This window comes from Mycobacterium sherrisii (assembly GCF_002102355.1).
Lineage (GTDB): Bacteria > Actinomycetota > Actinomycetes > Mycobacteriales > Mycobacteriaceae > Mycobacterium > Mycobacterium sherrisii.
Window position 1 is genome coordinate 1 of sequence record NZ_LQPT01000075.1, and the last position, 18494, is coordinate 18494.

Here is an 18494-nt window from a genome sequence, read left to right on the forward strand (position 1 = left end):
CACCACAGGCACAGCAACAGGACCCGGCATACACCAAGCCTACTATCCGAACGCGAATTAATAACTCACTACACTAGAAGGTCACTACCACTTTGTCAGCCGCGCCGGGTGTGCCGGCCAGTTCGAGCGCCTCGCTCACGCGGGCGAATGGGATGGTGTGACTGACGATCAGCGCGTATTTCCGCCAGTTCGCGACGATGTCGTTGGTTACCTCGAAGATTTCGTCCGGATAGCCCATCGATCCGACGATGGTGATTTCGTTACTCATCACGTTGACGAACTCGACCAGCACCGGTTCCTTGTGCACGCCAACGATTCCCAGCGTCGCCCCCTTCTTCGCCGCGGCGAGTGCGGTGTTGACGACCGCGGGCACCCCGGCGGCATCGAAATAGATGTCGGTGCCTGCGCGCCCGGGCGACCCGGGAATTCCGGCCTCGCCCGCGCCGTGCAGCTCGATCAGTCGCTGCACGACGTTCTCGTCGGCCGAGTTGAGCACGGCGTCGGCGCCGATCCGCAATGCCTTGTCCAGTCGCGACGCAATGAGATCGATGACCGCGACGTGGCTGACCCCAAGGGACTTGAAGGCCAGCGTGGCACCCAGCCCGATCGGTCCGGCGCCGAAGATGGCGACCTTGTCGGCCGGCTTCGGTCTGCATCTGTTGGCGCCGTGCCGCGCAACGGCCATCGGCTCGTTGAGCGCGGCGACCTGCCACGGGATGTGGTCGGGTATGACTTCGAGACTCGTTCCGCGGACCGCATTTTCGATCAGCAGGTAATCCGCCAGCGCACCTGCCGCTCCCCCGTTGCCGATGATGTTGCCCGGCGTGGCCATCGGGTTGATGACGACATGGTCGCCGACGGCGATGTCGGATACGCGCTCGCCGACCTCGACGACTTCGCCGGCCGGTTCGTGCCCCAGCGGCGTGTGTCCCTGCCGGGGCGGGATGCCGCCGATGGCGATGTAGAACGCGTCGGAGCCGCAGATGCCGCAGGCTCGTATTTTGACGAGGACGTCCTCCGGCCCGGCCTGCGGGCGGTCGGCGTCGAGGACTTCCGCCTTACCCGGCCCGGTGACCACCGCGGCCTTCATGGCGCCGCCTCGAGTTCGATGTCGAAGGCGTCCAGATATTCGGCGAAGACCGGCTCGAGTTGCTCGACGGACAGGCCGAACTCGTCGAGTCGGTAGGCGTTGAGCGCGAACCGATCTTGTGGATGCTCGGCGAGCCACGTGCGCATCCGACCCTCGGTTTCGGCGGTGAGCTCATCACCGGCCCAGTCGTACAGGCGGCGCATCACGTCCATCGGGTCGCGCATCATCTCGTGGTAGTACATGTGGAAAAAGCGGTCGTCGTGGATGCGCTCGCGGGCCCGCAGCGGCCGCTCCACGTGATAACGCATCTGCCACATCGCGTTTCGCCCCATTTCGTGCAGGTCGATGGCTTCGGGGTGATGTGTCATCCCCTTGGGCAGCTTCCACAGGTTGCCTAGCGATCCGGTGGCCTTGTAGGGGTCGCGGTGCGCCCACACCAGTCGGGCATCGGGGAAGACCTGCAACAGTGCCTCGATGTGCACCGAATGCGAGGGCATCTTGAGGCTCCAGGTGCCCGGCGCGGTTGACTGCAGCACCTGCAGGTAGCGCTTCTGGTACTCGTAGGTGCTCGTCATGTCCGCCTCGTCGAACAGCCACTGCGAGTAGCGCGCGCTCGACAGGAAGGAGTCCCAGGACAGGCCTTTGAAGTCCTGGTTGTGGATGAACATGTCCTCGGTCGGGCCGTCGGCGTCTTCCCAGTGCGGCAACGCCATTTTCGCCTGCATGACCATGTCCAGGATCTTGCGCTGCTCGGCCAGGAGCGTCAGACACCGCGGATCGGTGCGCAATGTTTCGGTGGGTGCCGGTGGTATCGGGTCGACGCACTGCCAGTGCAGCAGCGAGCGGCGCGCCGGGTCCTGGTCGAGCAGGTAGCTGATGACCGTGGTGCCGGTGCGGGGCATCCCCAGGACGAACAGTGGCCGCTGAATGGGCGCGTCGAGCACTTGCGGGTGCGACTGGATGTAATCGTGAACCCGAAGCCGCCGGCCCAACGCTTCGATGGAGTCGTTGAGGATGCGTTCGCGTCCGAACGGGGTGAAGGCGGGTGAATTGTTGACGTCATCGAGGATGAGTTGCAAGCCGGGACGCCAAGACTCGGAGTCGATTTCGCCGAATCCGGTGCGTTGCGACGCCCGTTCGAGGACGTCGTCGGCCGTCGCGAGGTTATCTAAGTCGTTTCGGTCGCCCATGATTTCAGACCGTCAGGTATCCGCCGTCGACGGCGATGGTGCTGCCGGTGATGTAGGAGGCGGCGTCGGTGCACAGGAACAGCGCGGCGCCGACGCAATCCTGAGGCGTTCCGGGCCGGCCCAGCGGTGTGTGGAACCCGATCTCGACGTCCATCACCTCGGGAATCCCCATGGCGGGATGGGTCATTCGCGTGTCGATGAGTCCGGGGGCGATGGCGTTGACGCGGATGCCGTCGGCGGCCCAGCGACGGGACAGGTTCATCGTCAAGGCGACCAGACCCGCCTTCGACGAGGCATAGCCCGGGACGAAGACCGCCGAACGGAATGCGGACATCGAGACGACGCTGACGACGCTCGCACCGCCGGGAGCCTGGCTCGACTTCAGGTAGTCATGACAGCGCATGGTCAATCGCATCGGGCCCAACATGTTTTGCGTTACCGACGCCACGTAGCCGTCCGGGTCGTATTCATCCCCGGCGGGGTACGGACCACCGGCGTTGTTGATCAAAACGTCGAGTTCGCCCAGGGATGCGGCCAGCGTGTCGACGGCTTCGGGGTCCTGAATCCGGCACTGGCGGTAGGTGAATGCGCTCAGGTCCGTGTCGGGATAGTCGGCCGGCGTCCCGCAGGTGCCGGTGACGGTGACGGCAGCACCCGCCTTTGCGAATTCGGTGGCGATCGCGTGACCGATGCCGCTGGTGCCGCCGGTCACCAGCACGTGGGCGCCGGTGAAGTCGAAGGTGACGGTGTTCATGGGTCGGTCCTCAATTCGGTGAGCGATTTCGTGAGCCAGGCCTTTTCCCAGAAGTTTTCGGCACGGGCGAGCAGCGTCTCGTGCGCGTCGGCGGCGACGGTGCGCGCCGCGGCATGCGCCGGGTCCGCGGTGCGGATCAGCTCGGTCAGGTGGATGGCCTGCAGCGGCCGTCCGCTGTCGAGATGGTTGCGGGCCGCCTGCACCAGCGCGTCGACGCCCGCGGCCTTGACCACGTCCGCCGCAACGGAATCCGGCGGGACGCCGTAGAGCTCGGTGGTGGACCGATGCCGAAACCATCCGGTGTACATCTCCCAGATGGCGCGCACGTTCCAGGAGGTCTTGCCGTAGCCTTCGCCGACGTCGAGATGCTCGGGCACGGCGACCGCGCGCATCGCGGCGTAAAGGTCGGCGCCGGAGTTCATCAACTCCACCGTGCGGTCGTGCACGGCCTGCATGGCGTCGCGCATCGCGGTCACTTCTTCGGCAATGCGATCGGCACCCTCGATCGGCACGAAGTGGCCGGTGATGAGGCGTCGCGGCGCGTAGGCCAGCACGGTGTTCAGCGACTCGATGTAGCGAATCGGGTCGCGGTAGCGGTCGCCGCGGATCGTCATCAAATTCGGCACGTGGCCGAACAGCGGACCGAACAAGTTGCCGGTGAACAGGATTCGGTCCTCGGGCAGCCAGACCACCAGCGCGTCGGTGGTCTCACCGCCGGGCGTCCACGCCAGCTCGAAACTGCGTCCCCCGACGGTCATCTGGTGGCGAAGGTCAAACGTTGTGGTGGGCTCGGGAAAGGAGAAGTCGATGGTGGACGGGTCGATCGTCTTGAAGTGCTCGAGGACCGCGTCGGAGAACTTCTGGAAGGCGAACGACGTCTTCGGCACGCGATAACCCATCAGCCGAGCGTTGTCGTCGCGCCAGTACCGGTAGTTGCGGTGCATCAGCACCTGCGTGTGGTCGTCGCGCAGTGTGTTCACCCCGCCCCAATGGTCGGCGTGCCCCTGGGTGACGACGATCGCTCGCGTCGGGCCCGGGACGCCGGCAAAAGCCTTGCGGTGCAACGGCCCTTCGAAAACCAGGCCGCTGTTGACGAGGACCCGGCCGTCGTCGGTGCCCACCGCATAGGAATTGGAGACGCCGGGCGACATCCAGATGTCATCGCCGAGCGGTGCCGCCGGAGTACCGGTCGCCGCCGCCAGATCGGCAGCCCCCGGGCGTTCCCGGTGAATCCCAGCCATGACTTGCGATCCTCTACAGTTCTAGAGGTAAAGTCAATATCCATGGGGCTGCGCGGCTTGGAGCGGCGGGTTGCGGTCGTGGCCGGCGGGGCAACCGGCATCGGCGCCGCGACGGCCGCCCGGTTAGGCGTCGAAGGATGTCGGGTCCTGATCGGCGACGTGGCGGCCGACGCGGCGGAACAGACCGCCGCGCGCATCGCCGCGGCCGGCGGCACCGCCATCCACGCGGCCTTTGACCTCGCCGATCCACCGTCTGTTGCCGACCTGATCGATTGTGCGGCAACGACATACGGCGGTGTCGATTTTCTGTTCAACGTGGGGGCGGACATGAGCACGATCTCCGCGGACACCGATGTGGTCGACATCGACCTGGCCGTGTGGGATCGCGTGATGACGGTGAACCTGCGCGGGTATGTCGCGGCCCTGAAGTACGCCATCCCCGAGATGCTCAAACGCGGCGGCGGCGCGATCGTCAACATGTCCTCGGCGGCGGCGTTCCAGGGTGAGGCAACGCGACCGGCCTACGCCACCGCGAAAGCCGGGATTTGCGCGCTGACCCGACACGTCGCGTCGCGGTGGGGCAAGGACGGTATCCGGTGCAACGCCGTCGCCCCCGGTTTCACCGCAACCGAGGCGATCCGCTCCGTCCCGCAGTGGCCGGAGCTGCGGGACAGCGCATTGCGGCGCATCCGCGGAACCCGGGTCGGCGAACCGGATGACGTGGCCGCGCTGGTCGCCTTCTTGCTGTCCGACGAGGGCGAGTGGATCAATGGGCAGGTCGTCAACATCGATGGCGGCACCGTCCTTCGGTGACGACATGGCAGGCACCTCGCGACCCCGGAAACGCAATGGCGACGAACGCCGGCGCGCACTGTGTGACGCCGCGATCCGGGTGCTGGCCGAGCACGGATCGCGGGGATTGACACACGGACAGGTCGACCGCTGTGCCGGGGTGCCGGAGGGCACCACGTCGTACTACTACCGCACCCGGGCGGCGCTGCTGCGGGGTGCCGGCTGGCGAATCGCCGAGATCGACGTCGCCAACCTGCAGTCGGTCATCGACGAGCCGCTCGATCCCGTCTCGCCGTTCGCGTATTTGGCGGAATTGACCATGATGCAGGCCGACGGGCCCGGTCTGATGCTCAACCGTGCGCGACAGGAATTGCTGCTGGCCGCGGTGCGCGATCCCGCCCTGGCCGAGGCGACCCAGACGTTCGTCGGACGGGTCAATGCGATGACTCGCGACGCGATCGCCCATCTGCAGCCCGCTACCGCCGAGCCCGCGCTGCTCGACGAGCAGACGACGGCCGTCACCACGTTCATCGCGGGGGTGTTTTCCCGGCTGGCCGGCGGGGACCGCACCATCAGCAACGCCGGGCAACTCGCCCGGCTGCTCGAGGCCGTCGCCACCGCGGTGTCGCTACAGCGGGCGTGACGTTCGGGCCGAAAACCACCATGCAGACGCCTGACAAGGCTTAACGTGATGCCCATGAAGATGAAGCGACTTGCCGCCGCCGGTGTGCTGGCGGGCGCGGGGCTGATGGCCGTCGGCCTCGGTATCAGCAACGCCGACACCATCCAGACCGAGGGCAGCTACCCGACGCGGGAGGCGTGCCAGGACGCCGGCCCGGGCGTCAAAGCCAGTACCCCCGGCGGCTGGAACAACTTCTGGTGCGTGCCGGACCGCACCGCCCAGGGCAATTGGCGCCTCGTGCTGAGCAACTAATAGGTGTAAGAACCTTCGCCGGTCTTGATTCCGAGCTTGCCCGCGTCGACGTAGGACTGCAGCAGATCGCGCACGTGCCCCGGCAGCTGCGGAGACTCGGCGGCGTAGTGGTTCTCGATGTCGAGCACGACGTCCAGGTCGACCAAGTCCATCATCCGGAACGGCCCGACCGTGACGCCCAACGCCAGCTGGAACATTCCGTCGATATCCTGCGGCCGCGCGACGCCCTCGGCGACCACCGCCAGCGACTCACGCTTGATGGCGGCCCAGATGCGGTTGAAGATAAAGCCCGTGCTCTCCTTGCGCGCTTCGAAGGGCTGGACGCCGAATTCGGGCAGCACGGTCAACAGCGTGTCCAGCAGGCCGCGATCGGTCTGACCGTTCGACATCAACTCAACAGCGTTGATATCCGGTGGCATGTAGAAGTGCGTGTTGCAGAAACGCGTTGCGTCCCTGATTCTTTCGCTCATCAGACGCGACGGCAGGGACGACGAATTGGTTCCGAAGATGGTGTCCGGCGGAGCGGCTCGGTCGATCTCGCCCCACAACGGGATCTTGATGTCGAGCCGCTCGGGGCACCGACTCCACAGCCAGCCATGCGCCGTCCAAGGCTTCGTCGAGCGAGCCCGTGGCGCTGACGCTGCCGACCTCGCCGGAACCCCGGTCGGCCACGACCCGCGGCAACGTCGCGGCGACGTATTGTGTTGCCTCGTCGCGTTGTTCGGCCCGTCGCGCATAGAGCCGCACGGTTCCGCCGCGGGTCGCGAACATCAGCGCGATGCGCCGACCCAGGGTTCCCGCCCCGATCACAGCGACCGGGCGGTCTTTAATTTCTTCGAATGTGTAGGTGTAGGAACCGGTCACACCCGCATGTTAGTCGCGGCCGGTGTCGCTCAGACGTCGTCGCGATGGCGACTGCCGGACTTCGCCAGCCCCCGGCTCACCATGTAGCCGACACTGAGGATGACGACGTACAGCCATGCCTTGTCGGCCTGGAAGTAGTCGACGTGTCCGTCCGTCGCCTTGACGAAGTAGGACGCCAGCAACACCGCGGCCGTCGCAACGACGAAGACGATGAATTCTGTCGTCCGGTAGAAGGGTTTGGTCTCCGCGCCGCGTCGAACGTTCACCCGGGCGGGCCCTGCGTCTACGGCATTCGCTACGTCGGTTCGCCGAGCTGTCGATGGATTGCTGGTAGTCATTCGATTCTCCTTTGGAGGTGGTCGAGTCGTGACGTGCTGAGAACTGCCGCACGCCAGGGCAATCGATACCTGCGTTTTCAGTATCAACCTGTTGAGCAGCACTACCCGCCGGGATCTGTTCGAAACCCCAGCGGAGGGCCGCCCCGACGTGCCCCCGACGGCGAGGCGGGTTGGACCAAGCCGGTCCGGTACCCGTCAGCCGGCGGCTACAGCAACGTGATCTGTTCGGGCTCCGGCTCGGCCGGCTCGAGCAGTTCCGGCCCGTTGTTGCGCACGCTGTTCACCAGCCTCGACACCTGGCGCAGCTCGATGCCGCGCACATCCGGCGGCTGCGCCAGCAGGCGGTCGTCCAGCGGGTTGTCGGGACTCAACCAGGCGTCCCAGTCGCGCTCGGCCAAGATGAGTGGCATCCGATCGTGGACCGTGGCCAGTTCGCCCACGGCATCGGTGGTGATGATCGTGCAGCTCAGCAGGGGCTCCGCCGCCTTTTCGGGCTTCCAGACCGACCACAGTCCGGCCATGAAGAGCAGGTCGCCGTCCCCGCGGTGCAGGAAAAATGGGGTCTTGCCGGTCCTTTTCCCGGCAGCATCCGCCGCATTCGCCCGCCATTCGTACCAGCCGTCCATCGGCACCAGGCAACGCTTGCTTTTGGCCGACCCGCGGAAAGCCGGCGAACTGGCCACCTTGTCGGCCCTGGCGTTGATCAACAGCGGCCCCTTCGAATCGGGCGCGCCGTCCGGGCCCGGCTTGACCCACGGCGGAATCAGCCCCCACCGCATCAGCCGCACCCGGCGCGTCGGCTCGTCGTCCGGATCGCTGTGGCGGGACACCACCGTCGCGATATCGGCCGTGGGAGCAACGTTGTAATTCGGCTGCCCGGCCCTCTCGGAGGTACCGGTGGCCTCGTCGATCGCCTTGATCTTCTCGGCCAGCAGGGCCGGATCCGTCGTCACCGCAAACCGTCCACACATAACGTCCATGGTGCCCGGTATCCACGACACCCGCCGACACGGCAGGATGAAGCCGTGAACACCGAGCCCTGGACGGCCCCCACCGCGCCGGAACCGGTGTGCGCCACCGTCACCGTTCCCGGCTCGAAATCGCAGACCAACCGGGCGCTGGTGCTCGCCGGCGTGTCCAGCGCGCAGGGCCAGGGCACCTCGACCATCAGCGGCGCATTGCGCAGCCGCGACACCGACCTGATGATCGGCGCGCTCGCCACGCTCGGGCTGCACGTCGACGGGGACGGTTCGGAACTGAAAGTCAGCGGCCGGCTCAACCCCGCCGCCGGCGCCCGCGTCGACTGCGGCCTGGCCGGCACGGTGCTGCGATTCGTTCCGGCGCTGGCCGCCCTGGCCGATACCCCGGTGATTTTCGACGGCGACGAGCAGGCCCGCACCCGGCCGATCGCGCCACTGCTGGACGCCCTGCGTGACCTCGGCGTTCCGATCGAAGGAACGGGCCTGCCGTTCCGGGTCCTGGGCAGCGGATCGGTCGCCGGCGGCACGGTGGCGATCGACGCGTCGGCGTCGTCGCAGTTCGTGTCCGGCCTGTTGTTGTGCGGGGCGTCGTTTCGCGACGGTCTGACCGTCACCCACACCGGCGCGTCACTGCCGTCCGCGCCGCATATCGCGATGACGACCGTGATGCTGCGCCAGGCCGGCGTCGATCTCGACGACTCGGCGCCTAACCAATGGCGTGTGCATCCCGGCCTCGTCGCGGCCCGGCACTGGGACGTCGAACCGGATCTCACCAACGCCGTTCCGTTCTTGGCAGCGGCGGTGGTCACCGGCGGCAGCGTACGCATCACCGGATGGCCGGCAACCAGCGTGCAACCGGCCGGCGACATTCTGCACGTCCTCGGCAAACTGAATGCTGTTGTCGCCCATACAGATTCATATCTGGAAGTCCGCGGGCCCGGCGATTTCGACGGGTTCGACGTCGACCTGCGCGACGTCGGAGAACTCACCCCGTCGGTGGCGGCGCTGGCCGCGTTGGCAACTGCGGGTTCGGTGTCGCGGCTGACGGGCATTGCGCACCTGCGCGGCCACGAAACCGACCGCCTCGCCGCGCTGAGTGCGGAGATCAACGGTTTGGGCGGCGACTGTCAGGAAACGGCCGACGGACTGGTGATCACCGCGACGCCCCTGCACTCCGGCGGCTGGCGTGCATATGCCGACCATCGGATGGCGATGGCCGGCGCAATCGTCGGGCTGCGCGTTGCCGGAGTCCAGATCGACGACATCGGTGCTACCTCCAAGACGCTGCCCGAGTTCCCACAGCTCTGGGCGCACATGCTGGAGTCCAGCGATTGAAACCGGGCGACTACGACGAATCCGACGTCAAGGTCCGATCCGGCCGGGGTTCACGACCCCGGACCAAGACCCGTCCCGAGCACGCCGACGCACAGGCCGCGATGGTGGTCAGCGTGGACCGCGGCCGCTGGGGGTGCGTGCTGGGCGGCAGCCCCGACCACCGGGTCACCGCCATGCGCGCCCGCGAACTGGGCCGCACCCCGATCGTGGTTGGCGACGAAGTCGATGTGGTCGGCGATCTATCCGGGCGCCCGGACACCCTGGCCCGCATCGTGCGTCGTGGGCCGCGACGAACGGTGTTGCGGCGCACCGCCGATGACACCGACCCCACCGAACGGGTGGTGGTCGCCAACGCCGATCAACTGCTCATCGTCGTCGCACTGGCCGACCCGCCACCGCGCACGGGCCTGGTCGAACGAGCGCTGATCGCGGCCTACGCCGGCGGACTGACCCCGATCCTGTGCCTGACGAAGACCGACCTCGCCCCGCCCGAGCCGTTCGCCAAGCAGTTCGCCGATCTGGACCTGACGGTCGTCGCCGCCGGCCGCGACGATCCCCTGCTGGCGGTGGCGGACCTGCTCGCCGGCAAGATCACCGTGCTGCTCGGGCATTCCGGGGTCGGCAAGTCGACGTTGGTGAATCGCCTTGTCCCGGAAGCGGATCGGGCCGTCGGCGCAGTGACCGACATCGGCCGGGGCCGACACACGTCGACACAGTCGGTCGCGCTGCCGCTGGATCCGGCGCGGGCGGGCGGGGGCTGGGTGATCGACACGCCGGGCATCCGCTCCTTCGGCCTGGCCCACATCCGACCCGACGACGTGATGATGGCGTTCTCCGATCTGGCGGACGCCGTGCAGGATTGTCCGCGCGGCTGCGGGCACATGGGACCGCCCGCCGACCCGGAATGCGCATTGGACACGCTCACCGGCCCCGCGGCTCTTCGGGTCCAGGCGGCGCGACGACTGCTCTGTGCGCTCAGGGAGACTTAGCCAGCCGCATGCCGAGCTCGTCGGGTGACACCAGATGCCCTTCGGCGCACCTGATCTCGACGCTCGCCTCGGCGCCGCAGTTCAGGTGCGTCAGCCGCAGCCGGTTGCGGCCCGGAAGATGCTGTCGCCCCCACTCGAACAGGGCCCAAACCACGGGCATGAAATCGATGCCGGCCTGGGTCAGCACGTATTCCTCGCGACTGCGCTGCCCCGGCTCCTGGTACGGCCGCCGTGCCAGCAGCCCAAGGTCAACCAGCTCGGCCAGCCGCGCCGACGTGGCCGCCTTGGTGATGCCGACCCGGCGCGCGAAATCGTCGAATCGCGTGGTGCCGTAGTAGGCCTCGCGCATGATCAGCATGGCCGATTTGGTGCCGACCACCGACATCGTCTTCTCGATCGCGCACTGCCCGACCGCCGACCACGCGTCCCGGTCCGCCAGGGCGCCTTGCAGAAATGTCACGTAGATCACCTCACCTCTGGGTTGATTTTAGTATATCTAGACGTTTTGCTGGGTATAGAGAGCAATACTCAGGACTCAAGGAAGAGTCATGCCTGGTAATCAAGGCCGCGACGCCGTCATCGTCGGCGCTGTCCGCACGCCCATCGGCAAGGGTAAGGCCGGCGGCGCCCTGCACGACGTGCTCCCCGTCGACCTGCTGGCACACAGCCTGCGCGAACTGGTGTCTCGCACCGGCGTGGACCCGGCGCAGGTGGACGACGTCATCGCCGGGGCCGTCACCCAGGTCGGCGATCAGGCCGTGAATATTGCCCGTAACGCATTGCTGGGCGCCGGTTTTCCCGAGTCGGTTCCCGGTGTCACGATTGACCGGCAGTGCGGCAGCAGCCAGCAGGCGATCAGTTTTGCGGCCCAGGGCGTCATCGCCGGTGCCTATGACTTGGTGATCGCCGCGGGTGTGGAGTCGATGAGCCGGGTGCCGATGGGCACCCAGGTGTTGGCCGGCAGCGACCCGTTCGGCGCGGGGATGGCGGCGCGCTACCCGGAAGGGCTGGTGCTGCAGGGCATCAGCGCCGAACTGATCGCGGCGAAGTGGGGTTTCTCGCGCACCCAGCTCGACGAATTTTCGGCCGGCAGCCACGACAAGGCCGCCCGCGCCACCAAGGACGGCCTGTTCGAAAACGAGCTGATCCCGATCGCCGGGCTGCGCACCGACGAGATCATCCGGCCGGCCACCACCGTGGAGACCCTGGCCTCGCTGAAGCCGGCGTTCTACAGCGAGCAGATGGAACAGCGCTTCCCGCAGATCAATTGGGAGATCACGCCGGGCAATTCCTCGCCGCTGTCCGATGGCAGCGCCGCGGTGTTGATCACCAGCAGTGAGGTGGCCAAGAAACTGGGCCTGTGCCCGCTGGCGCGGATTCACACGACGACCGTGGTGGGCGACGACCCGCTCTACATGCTGACGGGCGTCATTCCGGCGACCGAGAAGGTGCTGTCGAAGGCCGGCCTGACGCTGGCCGACATCGACCTGTTCGAGGTGAACGAAGCCTTCGCGCCCGTTGTGCTGGCCTGGGCAAAGGACGTGGATCGGGAGCAGACTGGGATCCTTGAGCGGACCAACGTCAACGGCGGCGCTATCGCCATCGGTCACCCGCTGGGCGCCAGCGGTGCCCGCATCATGACGACGTTGGTCAACGCTCTCGAACAGCGCGGCGGAAGGTACGGTCTCCAGACGATGTGTGAAGGCGGCGGAATGGCCAACGCCACCATCATCGAGCGATTGGCGTAGCCCGGAACACCTCACAGCCGGACCCCCGGGCCCAGAGCTATACGCCCTGACCCCAACAGGTGGTCGAATTTGCGCTCCAGCAATTTGATGATTCTTCGTCTAGCTAGTTTCAGATCCCGCCTGCGGGGGCGGCGCGTTTCCATATTGTCGGTACAATTTCGCTCCTGGGCCTGGGATTATTGCTATATCATCTCCTACCGAAGCATTCTTCGCGACTGAGGGGTCGGCAAACTGCGCAACTCCCCAATAGGCAATTACGCCATCGAGCTCATACCTCTTGTCATCATAGTTAATCGAGAACGGCAGAAAGGTAAGGAATTGAAACAATTGCTCGGAACCTGAGCCTTTGGCGAGCGCATCTGGATTTCTCAGTTGAAATTCAAAACCTGACCAATCGGATTCGATTATCTCTCCACCGAGCAAACGAGCTGCTTCAGCAATTGCTCGCGCCTCGCCACCTGTGAGGCTTGATGGCATCAGTAATTGAGTAGAAGATTTCGGTTGCAACTTTATTAGGTCTTTCGCTACCTTTAGCCAATCATTTGCTTGCTCATGAAAGGAATTGGCATCCGGTAAAGGCCCAAAATCCAGCAGCTCTTTGCCGTAGGGCAGGGCGAGCACCGCACTTTCGCCGCCCGTCCACTCACGAAGGAACTCTAAGCCTGGGATGACAGTGTGCGGAAGTTTAGCCCCTATTGACGTAGTCTCGACCGCTATCTCACGAGTTTTGCCGCCATCGTGGAATGTGATTACTACTTTGAAAACACCCCCCTGAGCATCTCCCGACACTTGAACGCCGTTGAATCCGCGGGTGACAACGATGTTCGTGAACGCAAGGCATCGCTCGCCGAGTCTTAATTCCAGGTCGGGGTGCGCTGGCTGATCCATGTTAATCACGTACAACAACGCAGGCCCGTTGACTGCCTCAGCGCCGGGCGGCCCCTCCGATCGGACAACTTTTACAGGAATGGGCCTGTCGGGTTCTGCTCCATAAGCCAGCATGTCGTGAGCTGCCCTAAGCGTCTCATCGTCCGCCGCGCTGTCGACGCTGAACGTGGTCGAAATTGGCCGCAGCCTAGCCGCCTCGCGGCATTTAGGGTAGATAGAAACCTGCTGATAAAAGCCATCGTCGATTTCGCGGAAGGTGACGAGCGCGGCATCGGGGTCGATAGATGAAGCTTGATCTAGCACCGATTCTGTAAGGCGTCCCTTTCGTATCGCAATTTCGTACCGATAGAACGGATCAACTTCATCCAGTTGACGGCCAAGCTCTACTTCGCGAGCCAACACGGCGTCCAGCAGTGGCTCACCAGTCGCTTTTGGTATCTCTCGGGCAGCACTCAGGGCGGAGGACAGAAGTGCCATCATCCGATCACGCCCGTTACCGAAGAAATATTCGAATAACGGCTGGTTCTGCGCAGTCCATACGTCCAAGGAGCCACGACCTAGCCAGTCGCGCTCAATTTCCATGCCAGCAGTTAGTTCATTCATCATCCAGTCGTGCCGCTCCGTAGTCGGGTTCCACGGCATCACCAGATTCCACCGTCGGATCGGGTAGGTTGGCAAGAACTCTGTAACAAAGCGATTCCACGAGTCGATGATGCTCTTTTCCTCATTCGAGGATTTGGCAAATGGGCGTGTATATCGTTTGACTTGATATACATCGAATTTGTCCCCTACTGGGGCGAGAATGTCGACGCCCTTGTCGCCCCGGGAAGGTGTAATGCGAACGGCACGGGGATTAACAGTCGTTAAGATCAGCGCCTCAACGTACTCCTCAACTGTATCCCCAGGCTCCCTTTCCCAATTGACAGTGGTCACAGAGAGCCAGCATACGGCTATAAGCAAAAGCTCATGGCGAGCACCAGAAATCGAACGGACGTTTCCCACGTTCGTTTGCGACGTTAAGTCGGACAGCTCTCTGAACGGGTAGTGGTTGTCCAAGCCCATCGAGACAAAGAGCGTGACCATCTCGATGCTAACGAGTGAACTTGGGCGTTGGTTCTCGCTGGGGGCGTTCGCCTTCGAGCGTTCCCGTGGTGGGTCGATGCCGTCGAGAACCTCCGGAACATCGCGAACGCACACCGGGTGGAGGCGCAGGTTAATGCCGACGCCCATGCAGGCGTTTACACCGGCAAGCGCGGGGCAATGATCGTCGATGTCGTTGCGTCCAGGCAACGAAACTACCTCGCCCGCGTGAGACCTATCGTGGCTCGTTGGGAAGCGGCCAACGAACAGCACAGCATTTACTGGCTCGCGGAGCATCCGCTGGACGCCACTCAGTTCGGCCTATCAGAAGCCGAGGCTGTCACCATTCTTGAGGTCGCTCGAAACTTGCGTGGCTACGCAGTTACCGAGGGACTGCCTGGGCCGCGTGAGGAAGATGCAGTCTGTAGTAGGTGGGCTCAGGGGCGCGGACAACTAGAACACGCTCCGAGGCTCGATCCGGTGGTCGGTTGCGTAAAGGGAATCGGTCTGGCGTTGTTCGCGTACATGCGGATGCGTTCGGGCGCCGACGCGATTAAGCCCGACATCCGGGTGAAGAAAGCCCTTAGGCACTTGGGTTTTGCCGTGCCCGACGACGATCACGCCGTCTTGATTCTTGCGAAGGCTGCCGCGGAGGAGATTAGAGTGTCGCGACTCGTTCTGGACCAGTTGTTATGGCGATTCCAGAGCTAAGGATGGGTTCCGGTCGGCTATCAGTGTTCGAAGACGAAATGATCGCGACGTTCGGACGAAGTCACTAGTCCTCAGCCAGCACCCGGTACACCGTGGCTCGGCTCACTCCCAATGCGGCGGCGATGGTGCTGGCAGGCTCACTTGCGGCGTGCATCCGTCGCGCTAGTGCGGCCTTCTTCTCGTCCAATGCTCGCGGCCTACCGATTGATTGACCGCGTGCTCTTCTAGCCTCGCGGGCTGCAGACCGACGCTCTCGACCTAACTCCAACTCAAGCTCGGCGAGACTCGCCAGCACGCCGGCCACCATCCGGCCCGTCGCGTTCGATGTGTCGATGCCTTCGCGCAATGACCTAAGGACGATGCCGCGTTCACCAAGCTCGCGGATGGTCGTCATCACCTCGGCGGCGTTGCGTCCCAGGCGGTCAATGCCGACGACGACGATGGCGTCGCCCTCGCGAGCGTAGTCCAGCAGCGCGGCCAGGCCGGGGCGCTGCTCGCGGGTAGAAGTCCCCGACAACCTGTCCTGGTAAATTCGCTCGCGATCTACGCCAGCAGCAATGAGAGCGTCGATCTGCTGATCCAAAGACTGATGGCCGGTCGAAACGCGGGCGTATCCGATCTGGGCACCTTGAGCGATCGCAGTAGTCATGTTTCAAGTGTGTCTCAAAAGTCTCACAAGCACAAGTATTGAGACCCTTGTTTTGAGGCGACTTCTGAAACACCACGACGTGGGAATTTCGATTATGCCGCGCGATCCAACCTTCCAGTCTCAATTCTTTAGTTCTGAGACAGTGCGGGAGGTGGGTCCGCTGCAATCACCGTCTCGCACAGCCACAACAATCCAGTGTCATCGACCCAAGCGGCGAGCCCTCGACGACACTCAGCAAATGGTGTCTCGCGACGAAGGTCACCCACTGGATCGGTTTCCTCGCTCTGGGCAGCATCTATGACGACTGCCGAAAGCTTCCAGCCGAGAGAGTTCGTAAGGAAACCCAACCCGGCGCGTGAGGCCGCTAGGACCTGTTCGCCATAGGGCCAATAAGGCTCTCCGTTGGTGCTCAGGTAGAGGTCGACATGCCTGACTCGACCCTTCTTCGGCACGGGAACAAGGCCTTTCATGGCTTTCACTTTTGGCCATCTGGAGCCGCCTGCTGGCGGCGCTCCGGCAATGAACGCCTCCCATGGCGTACTAAATCGAACGACGAGCCTCACGTGGTCGTTGATCGGCCTACCGGTGAAGTAGTGCGGCATCTCGTTGGGGTCGGTGAGCCAGCGACCACCAGCGCAGGCGGCTTTGTCGGCTGCCTTCTGGTCCAAGGTTTCGCCGTCGGTCCGTAGCAGGTCGAACCGAAAGTGATCTTCGCCGGGGTGGTTGTCGTCAGGGCCGTGGATGCTGACCTTGGCTCCCTCCAACGCCTGGTTCAGAGACTTTACATAGAACGACGATGTGGATGACTCGATCAGCCAGTGCCAACTGTCTATTGCCGTCCCGTCGTCTGTGGCCATCAGCCATTCGAGAGCGGTTCGCTCTTGCATGCCGGGAAAGGGATAGCCATCCGTGTTGGACACGTCTCCGTTCATGGGTGCTCCATAGGTGTTGTTGCCCATACGTATTCGTCGCCTGGGGGGTACCCCAAACTGCTGTTTTGCCCGGACACACCTTGCAAATCAGGGCTTCTCTCCCCGATGACAATTAGTCCTAGCCTTTCATTTTCAATTACAAATCAGTGCCAAGGCATCGACAGACGCACCTGATTCGGCGCTCGTTGCTCCCCTTTGTTTAGGCCAACCCGGAGCGGGGGGCAAGTATCGCGCTGGCACGCGACCACTATGCGACGCGCCTATTAGCTTGGGCCTCGGAGATGTCGACAAGTGAGGAGATTACGAGGCGGACCCTGTGGATCAGGTAGGCCAACTCATCCTCTGGTGTCGAGGCGCGTATGTGGTACTGCGGAAAGACGATCCCGAACTCGATTTCGATTGGACGCCAGTCGCCTATGCGGCGGCACTCTCGCATCATGGCTAGCTGGCTTTCCGTGAGCGGCGGGAGAATCAGAGTTGCGGCGTCCTCAGGCGTGCGCCGCGAACCTAGGCAGGGCTGAGCCTCAGGCCCGTGTTGTCTGAATAGTCCGCGCGCCAAGGCGATGAACCGTCCACAGATTGGGCAGTCAGCACCGCACTGAGGGCTCACACATTCACCTCAAGATGCTTGGCGAAGATTTCTCGCGAGCCGGGCGTTGGTAGCTTCGGGTGATTCGCCCGACGGTGTCGGATAATTTGCCCGACAGCCGAAGCTGTGACCTGCGACGACGCGGTGCCCCTCTTAGACTCTCTATCAGAGTTCGATGTCTCGACCCCAATACGCCTGGTACCAACGGGCTTCCGCACTTTGGATGCCTCTCCCGTGTGGTAATCGCACGGAGAATATGCGCCGGGAAGTCGGCAACCGACGGCATGGGCCGGAAGAACGAGACACTTTACGCATGAGATGCCGTCCAATAGTTCCCGCTCAATGGCCTGTTTGATGTACTTGTCCAGGTCTCGCCGGTCGACCGCTTCGATGCTGCCGTCCTCCTTGCGCTTGCCCAGCAACTTTGCAAGTTCGCCAGTCTCAAATTCCGCATGCAAGTTCGGCGCGCACCGCGCGTTCGCGACAGCCCAGACACGAAACCAGTACGGGAACGCGGTGTCGTAGATCCTTGGTTCCCAGCCGATTTGCCGATGCATGAGCCAAGGGTTCTCGTTGGCTCGCAGGCTCACTGAACGCCGCCTGCAGAGGAGCGCGGCCCCGTGGCATTCGCCCGCGAAGCATCGACTGTGCGCGGGCCTACCCGGCTCACGTATGCGGCGCCACGGCGCCCAGTCGAGCGTTCATCGTTCATATCCAACCCAAGGCAATCAGCGAACTTTTCACGGTAATCGCAAGTGGAGCAAGGCGTCTCAATGAGCGGCCTACCCAACCTGTTCATGATCGCATGGCGAGGCCACCGTGAAACGGGAGCGCAGGTTGGCATTGCTTCTCGCCCATTACGTTAGTTCGTTCCGGTAGACGGAAGCCTTCCCAAAATTCCCTTCAGAGGGTCTGACGGGAGGCGGTACGGTTCCCTCTCTGCCAACCTGGGTTGAGGCACCCGCCCCCTGACAATTAGTGACCTGAGGGCGGGGATGGAGAGACTCCCCGAAATGGCAAGCAAGGTGACGACGTTGGTCTGCGCGGCCGGGATGGAAGATCCTGGTCGGGTGGCTGACGATGTAACGCAACGTCCCGATCCGGAGGTGCCCGAACGCGCTCGGCGGCGGACGTTCACCGCGAAGTACAAGTTGGAGGTCCTTGCTGCCTACGACGCAGCACCCGAGGGCGAGAAAGGCGCGGTGCTGCGTCGTGAGGGGCTGTATTCCAGTCACATCACCGAGTGGCGCAAAGCCCGCGACGCCGGCGCTTTGGCGGGACTGGCCGCCCCACGTGGGCGCAAGCGCCGTGATCCGGCCGCCGAGCAGATCGCCTGGCTGCAAGCCGAAAAGCAGCGACTGGAGCAGGAGCTGGCTAAGACCCGCGCCGT

General features: G+C 64.1%; 18 protein-coding genes and 1 pseudogene. 8 read left to right on the forward strand and 11 right to left on the reverse strand.

The window, feature by feature from the left end:
• Positions 1–73 precede the first annotated feature (73 nt).
• The 4 genes from AWC25_RS13180 to AWC25_RS13195 are packed head-to-tail and all read right to left on the reverse strand — an operon-like array spanning position 74 to position 4275.
• On the reverse strand, positions 74–1090 hold the full coding sequence (locus tag AWC25_RS13180; protein ID WP_085166922.1) for a zinc-dependent alcohol dehydrogenase: 1017 nt from the start codon (positions 1088–1090) through the stop codon (positions 74–76).
• Positions 1087–2280: a sulfotransferase family protein gene (locus AWC25_RS13185; protein WP_069402918.1), complete on the reverse strand. Its 1194-nt coding sequence runs from the start codon at positions 2278–2280 to the stop codon at positions 1087–1089. Before AWC25_RS13185 ends, AWC25_RS13180 begins: the two co-directional genes overlap by 4 nt.
• 4 nt (positions 2281–2284) lie before the next feature.
• Entirely contained in the window at positions 2285–3034 is a 750-nt protein-coding gene (locus AWC25_RS13190) for an SDR family NAD(P)-dependent oxidoreductase (protein WP_069402919.1), read from the reverse strand.
• Entirely contained in the window at positions 3031–4275 is a 1245-nt protein-coding gene (locus AWC25_RS13195) for an alkyl sulfatase dimerization domain-containing protein (protein ID WP_085166923.1), read from the reverse strand. Before AWC25_RS13195 ends, AWC25_RS13190 begins: the two co-directional genes overlap by 4 nt.
• 42 nt (positions 4276–4317) lie before the next feature.
• Between AWC25_RS13195 and AWC25_RS13200 the strand changes: the two genes are divergently transcribed.
• From AWC25_RS13200 to AWC25_RS13210, 3 genes are read left to right on the forward strand one after another with little or no spacing between them, the layout of a single operon-like run.
• Positions 4318–5088, forward strand: a complete 771-nt coding sequence (locus tag AWC25_RS13200; RefSeq protein ID WP_069402920.1) for an SDR family NAD(P)-dependent oxidoreductase — start codon at positions 4318–4320, stop codon at positions 5086–5088.
• A gap of 4 nt (positions 5089–5092) precedes the next feature.
• Positions 5093–5710 carry a TetR/AcrR family transcriptional regulator gene (locus tag AWC25_RS13205; protein WP_069402931.1) on the forward strand — a complete coding sequence of 206 codons (618 nt, stop codon included), beginning with the start codon at positions 5093–5095 and terminating at the stop codon, positions 5708–5710.
• A gap of 54 nt (positions 5711–5764) precedes the next feature.
• A complete protein-coding gene (locus tag AWC25_RS13210; protein WP_232327375.1) occupies positions 5765–6001 on the forward strand; it encodes a hypothetical protein in 237 nt (78 codons plus the stop codon).
• On the opposite strand, the pseudogene AWC25_RS13215 reads toward AWC25_RS13210, so the two are convergent.
• From AWC25_RS13215 to AWC25_RS13225, 3 genes and pseudogenes are all read right to left on the reverse strand, one after another.
• Positions 5998–6865: pseudogene (locus tag AWC25_RS13215) on the reverse strand (3-hydroxyacyl-CoA dehydrogenase family protein). The gene AWC25_RS13210 and the pseudogene AWC25_RS13215 overlap by 4 nt on opposite strands.
• A 29-nt stretch (positions 6866–6894) precedes the next feature.
• On the reverse strand, positions 6895–7131 hold the full coding sequence (locus AWC25_RS13220; protein ID WP_232327377.1) for a hypothetical protein: 237 nt from the start codon (positions 7129–7131) through the stop codon (positions 6895–6897).
• A gap of 278 nt (positions 7132–7409) precedes the next feature.
• Positions 7410–8174 (reverse strand): SOS response-associated peptidase, encoded by a 765-nt coding sequence (locus tag AWC25_RS13225; protein WP_069402923.1) that lies wholly within the window; start codon positions 8172–8174, stop codon positions 7410–7412.
• Positions 8175–8228: 54 nt separating this feature from the next.
• Here AWC25_RS13225 and aroA point away from each other — a divergent pair, with 54 nt between their 5' ends.
• Together aroA and rsgA are read left to right on the forward strand one after the other, a co-directional pair.
• Complete coding sequence (aroA, locus tag AWC25_RS13230; protein WP_142278824.1) at positions 8229–9518, forward strand: 3-phosphoshikimate 1-carboxyvinyltransferase; 1290 nt, start codon at positions 8229–8231, stop codon at positions 9516–9518.
• Positions 9515–10507: a ribosome small subunit-dependent GTPase A gene (rsgA, locus tag AWC25_RS13235; RefSeq protein WP_069402925.1), complete on the forward strand. Its 993-nt coding sequence runs from the start codon at positions 9515–9517 to the stop codon at positions 10505–10507. Before aroA ends, rsgA begins: the two co-directional genes overlap by 4 nt.
• Here rsgA and AWC25_RS13240 read toward each other — a convergent pair.
• Positions 10494–10967, reverse strand: coding sequence for a winged helix-turn-helix transcriptional regulator (locus tag AWC25_RS13240; RefSeq protein ID WP_069402932.1), 474 nt, complete (start codon positions 10965–10967; stop codon positions 10494–10496). The genes rsgA and AWC25_RS13240 overlap by 14 nt on opposite strands.
• An 88-nt stretch (positions 10968–11055) precedes the next feature.
• On the opposite strand from AWC25_RS13240, the gene AWC25_RS13245 reads away from it, so the two are divergent.
• Positions 11056–12255: a thiolase family protein gene (locus AWC25_RS13245; protein ID WP_085166924.1), complete on the forward strand. Its 1200-nt coding sequence runs from the start codon at positions 11056–11058 to the stop codon at positions 12253–12255.
• A gap of 99 nt (positions 12256–12354) precedes the next feature.
• On the opposite strand, the gene AWC25_RS26555 is transcribed toward AWC25_RS13245, so the two are convergent.
• Complete coding sequence (locus AWC25_RS26555; protein ID WP_142278825.1) at positions 12355–14076, reverse strand: restriction endonuclease; 1722 nt, start codon at positions 14074–14076, stop codon at positions 12355–12357.
• Positions 14077–14253: 177 nt separating this feature from the next.
• On the opposite strand from AWC25_RS26555, the gene AWC25_RS13250 reads away from it, so the two are divergent.
• Positions 14254–14934, forward strand: coding sequence for a hypothetical protein (locus AWC25_RS13250; RefSeq protein WP_069402927.1), 681 nt, complete (start codon positions 14254–14256; stop codon positions 14932–14934).
• A 64-nt stretch (positions 14935–14998) separates the two neighbouring features.
• Here AWC25_RS13250 and AWC25_RS13255 read toward each other — a convergent pair whose 3' ends face one another.
• Both AWC25_RS13255 and AWC25_RS13260 read right to left on the reverse strand, forming a co-directional pair.
• Positions 14999–15583 (reverse strand): recombinase family protein, encoded by a 585-nt coding sequence (locus tag AWC25_RS13255; RefSeq protein ID WP_069402928.1) that lies wholly within the window; start codon positions 15581–15583, stop codon positions 14999–15001.
• 128 nt (positions 15584–15711) lie between these two features.
• The gene (locus tag AWC25_RS13260; RefSeq protein WP_069402929.1) at positions 15712–16515 is read right to left on the reverse strand and encodes a hypothetical protein; all 804 of its coding nucleotides are present in this window, start codon (positions 16513–16515) and stop codon (positions 15712–15714) included.
• Positions 16516–18117: 1602 nt separating this feature from the next.
• Here AWC25_RS13260 and AWC25_RS13270 point away from each other — a divergent pair.
• A partial coding sequence (locus tag AWC25_RS13270) for a hypothetical protein (RefSeq protein ID WP_085166925.1) occupies positions 18118–18494 on the forward strand: 377 nt, incomplete at its 3' end.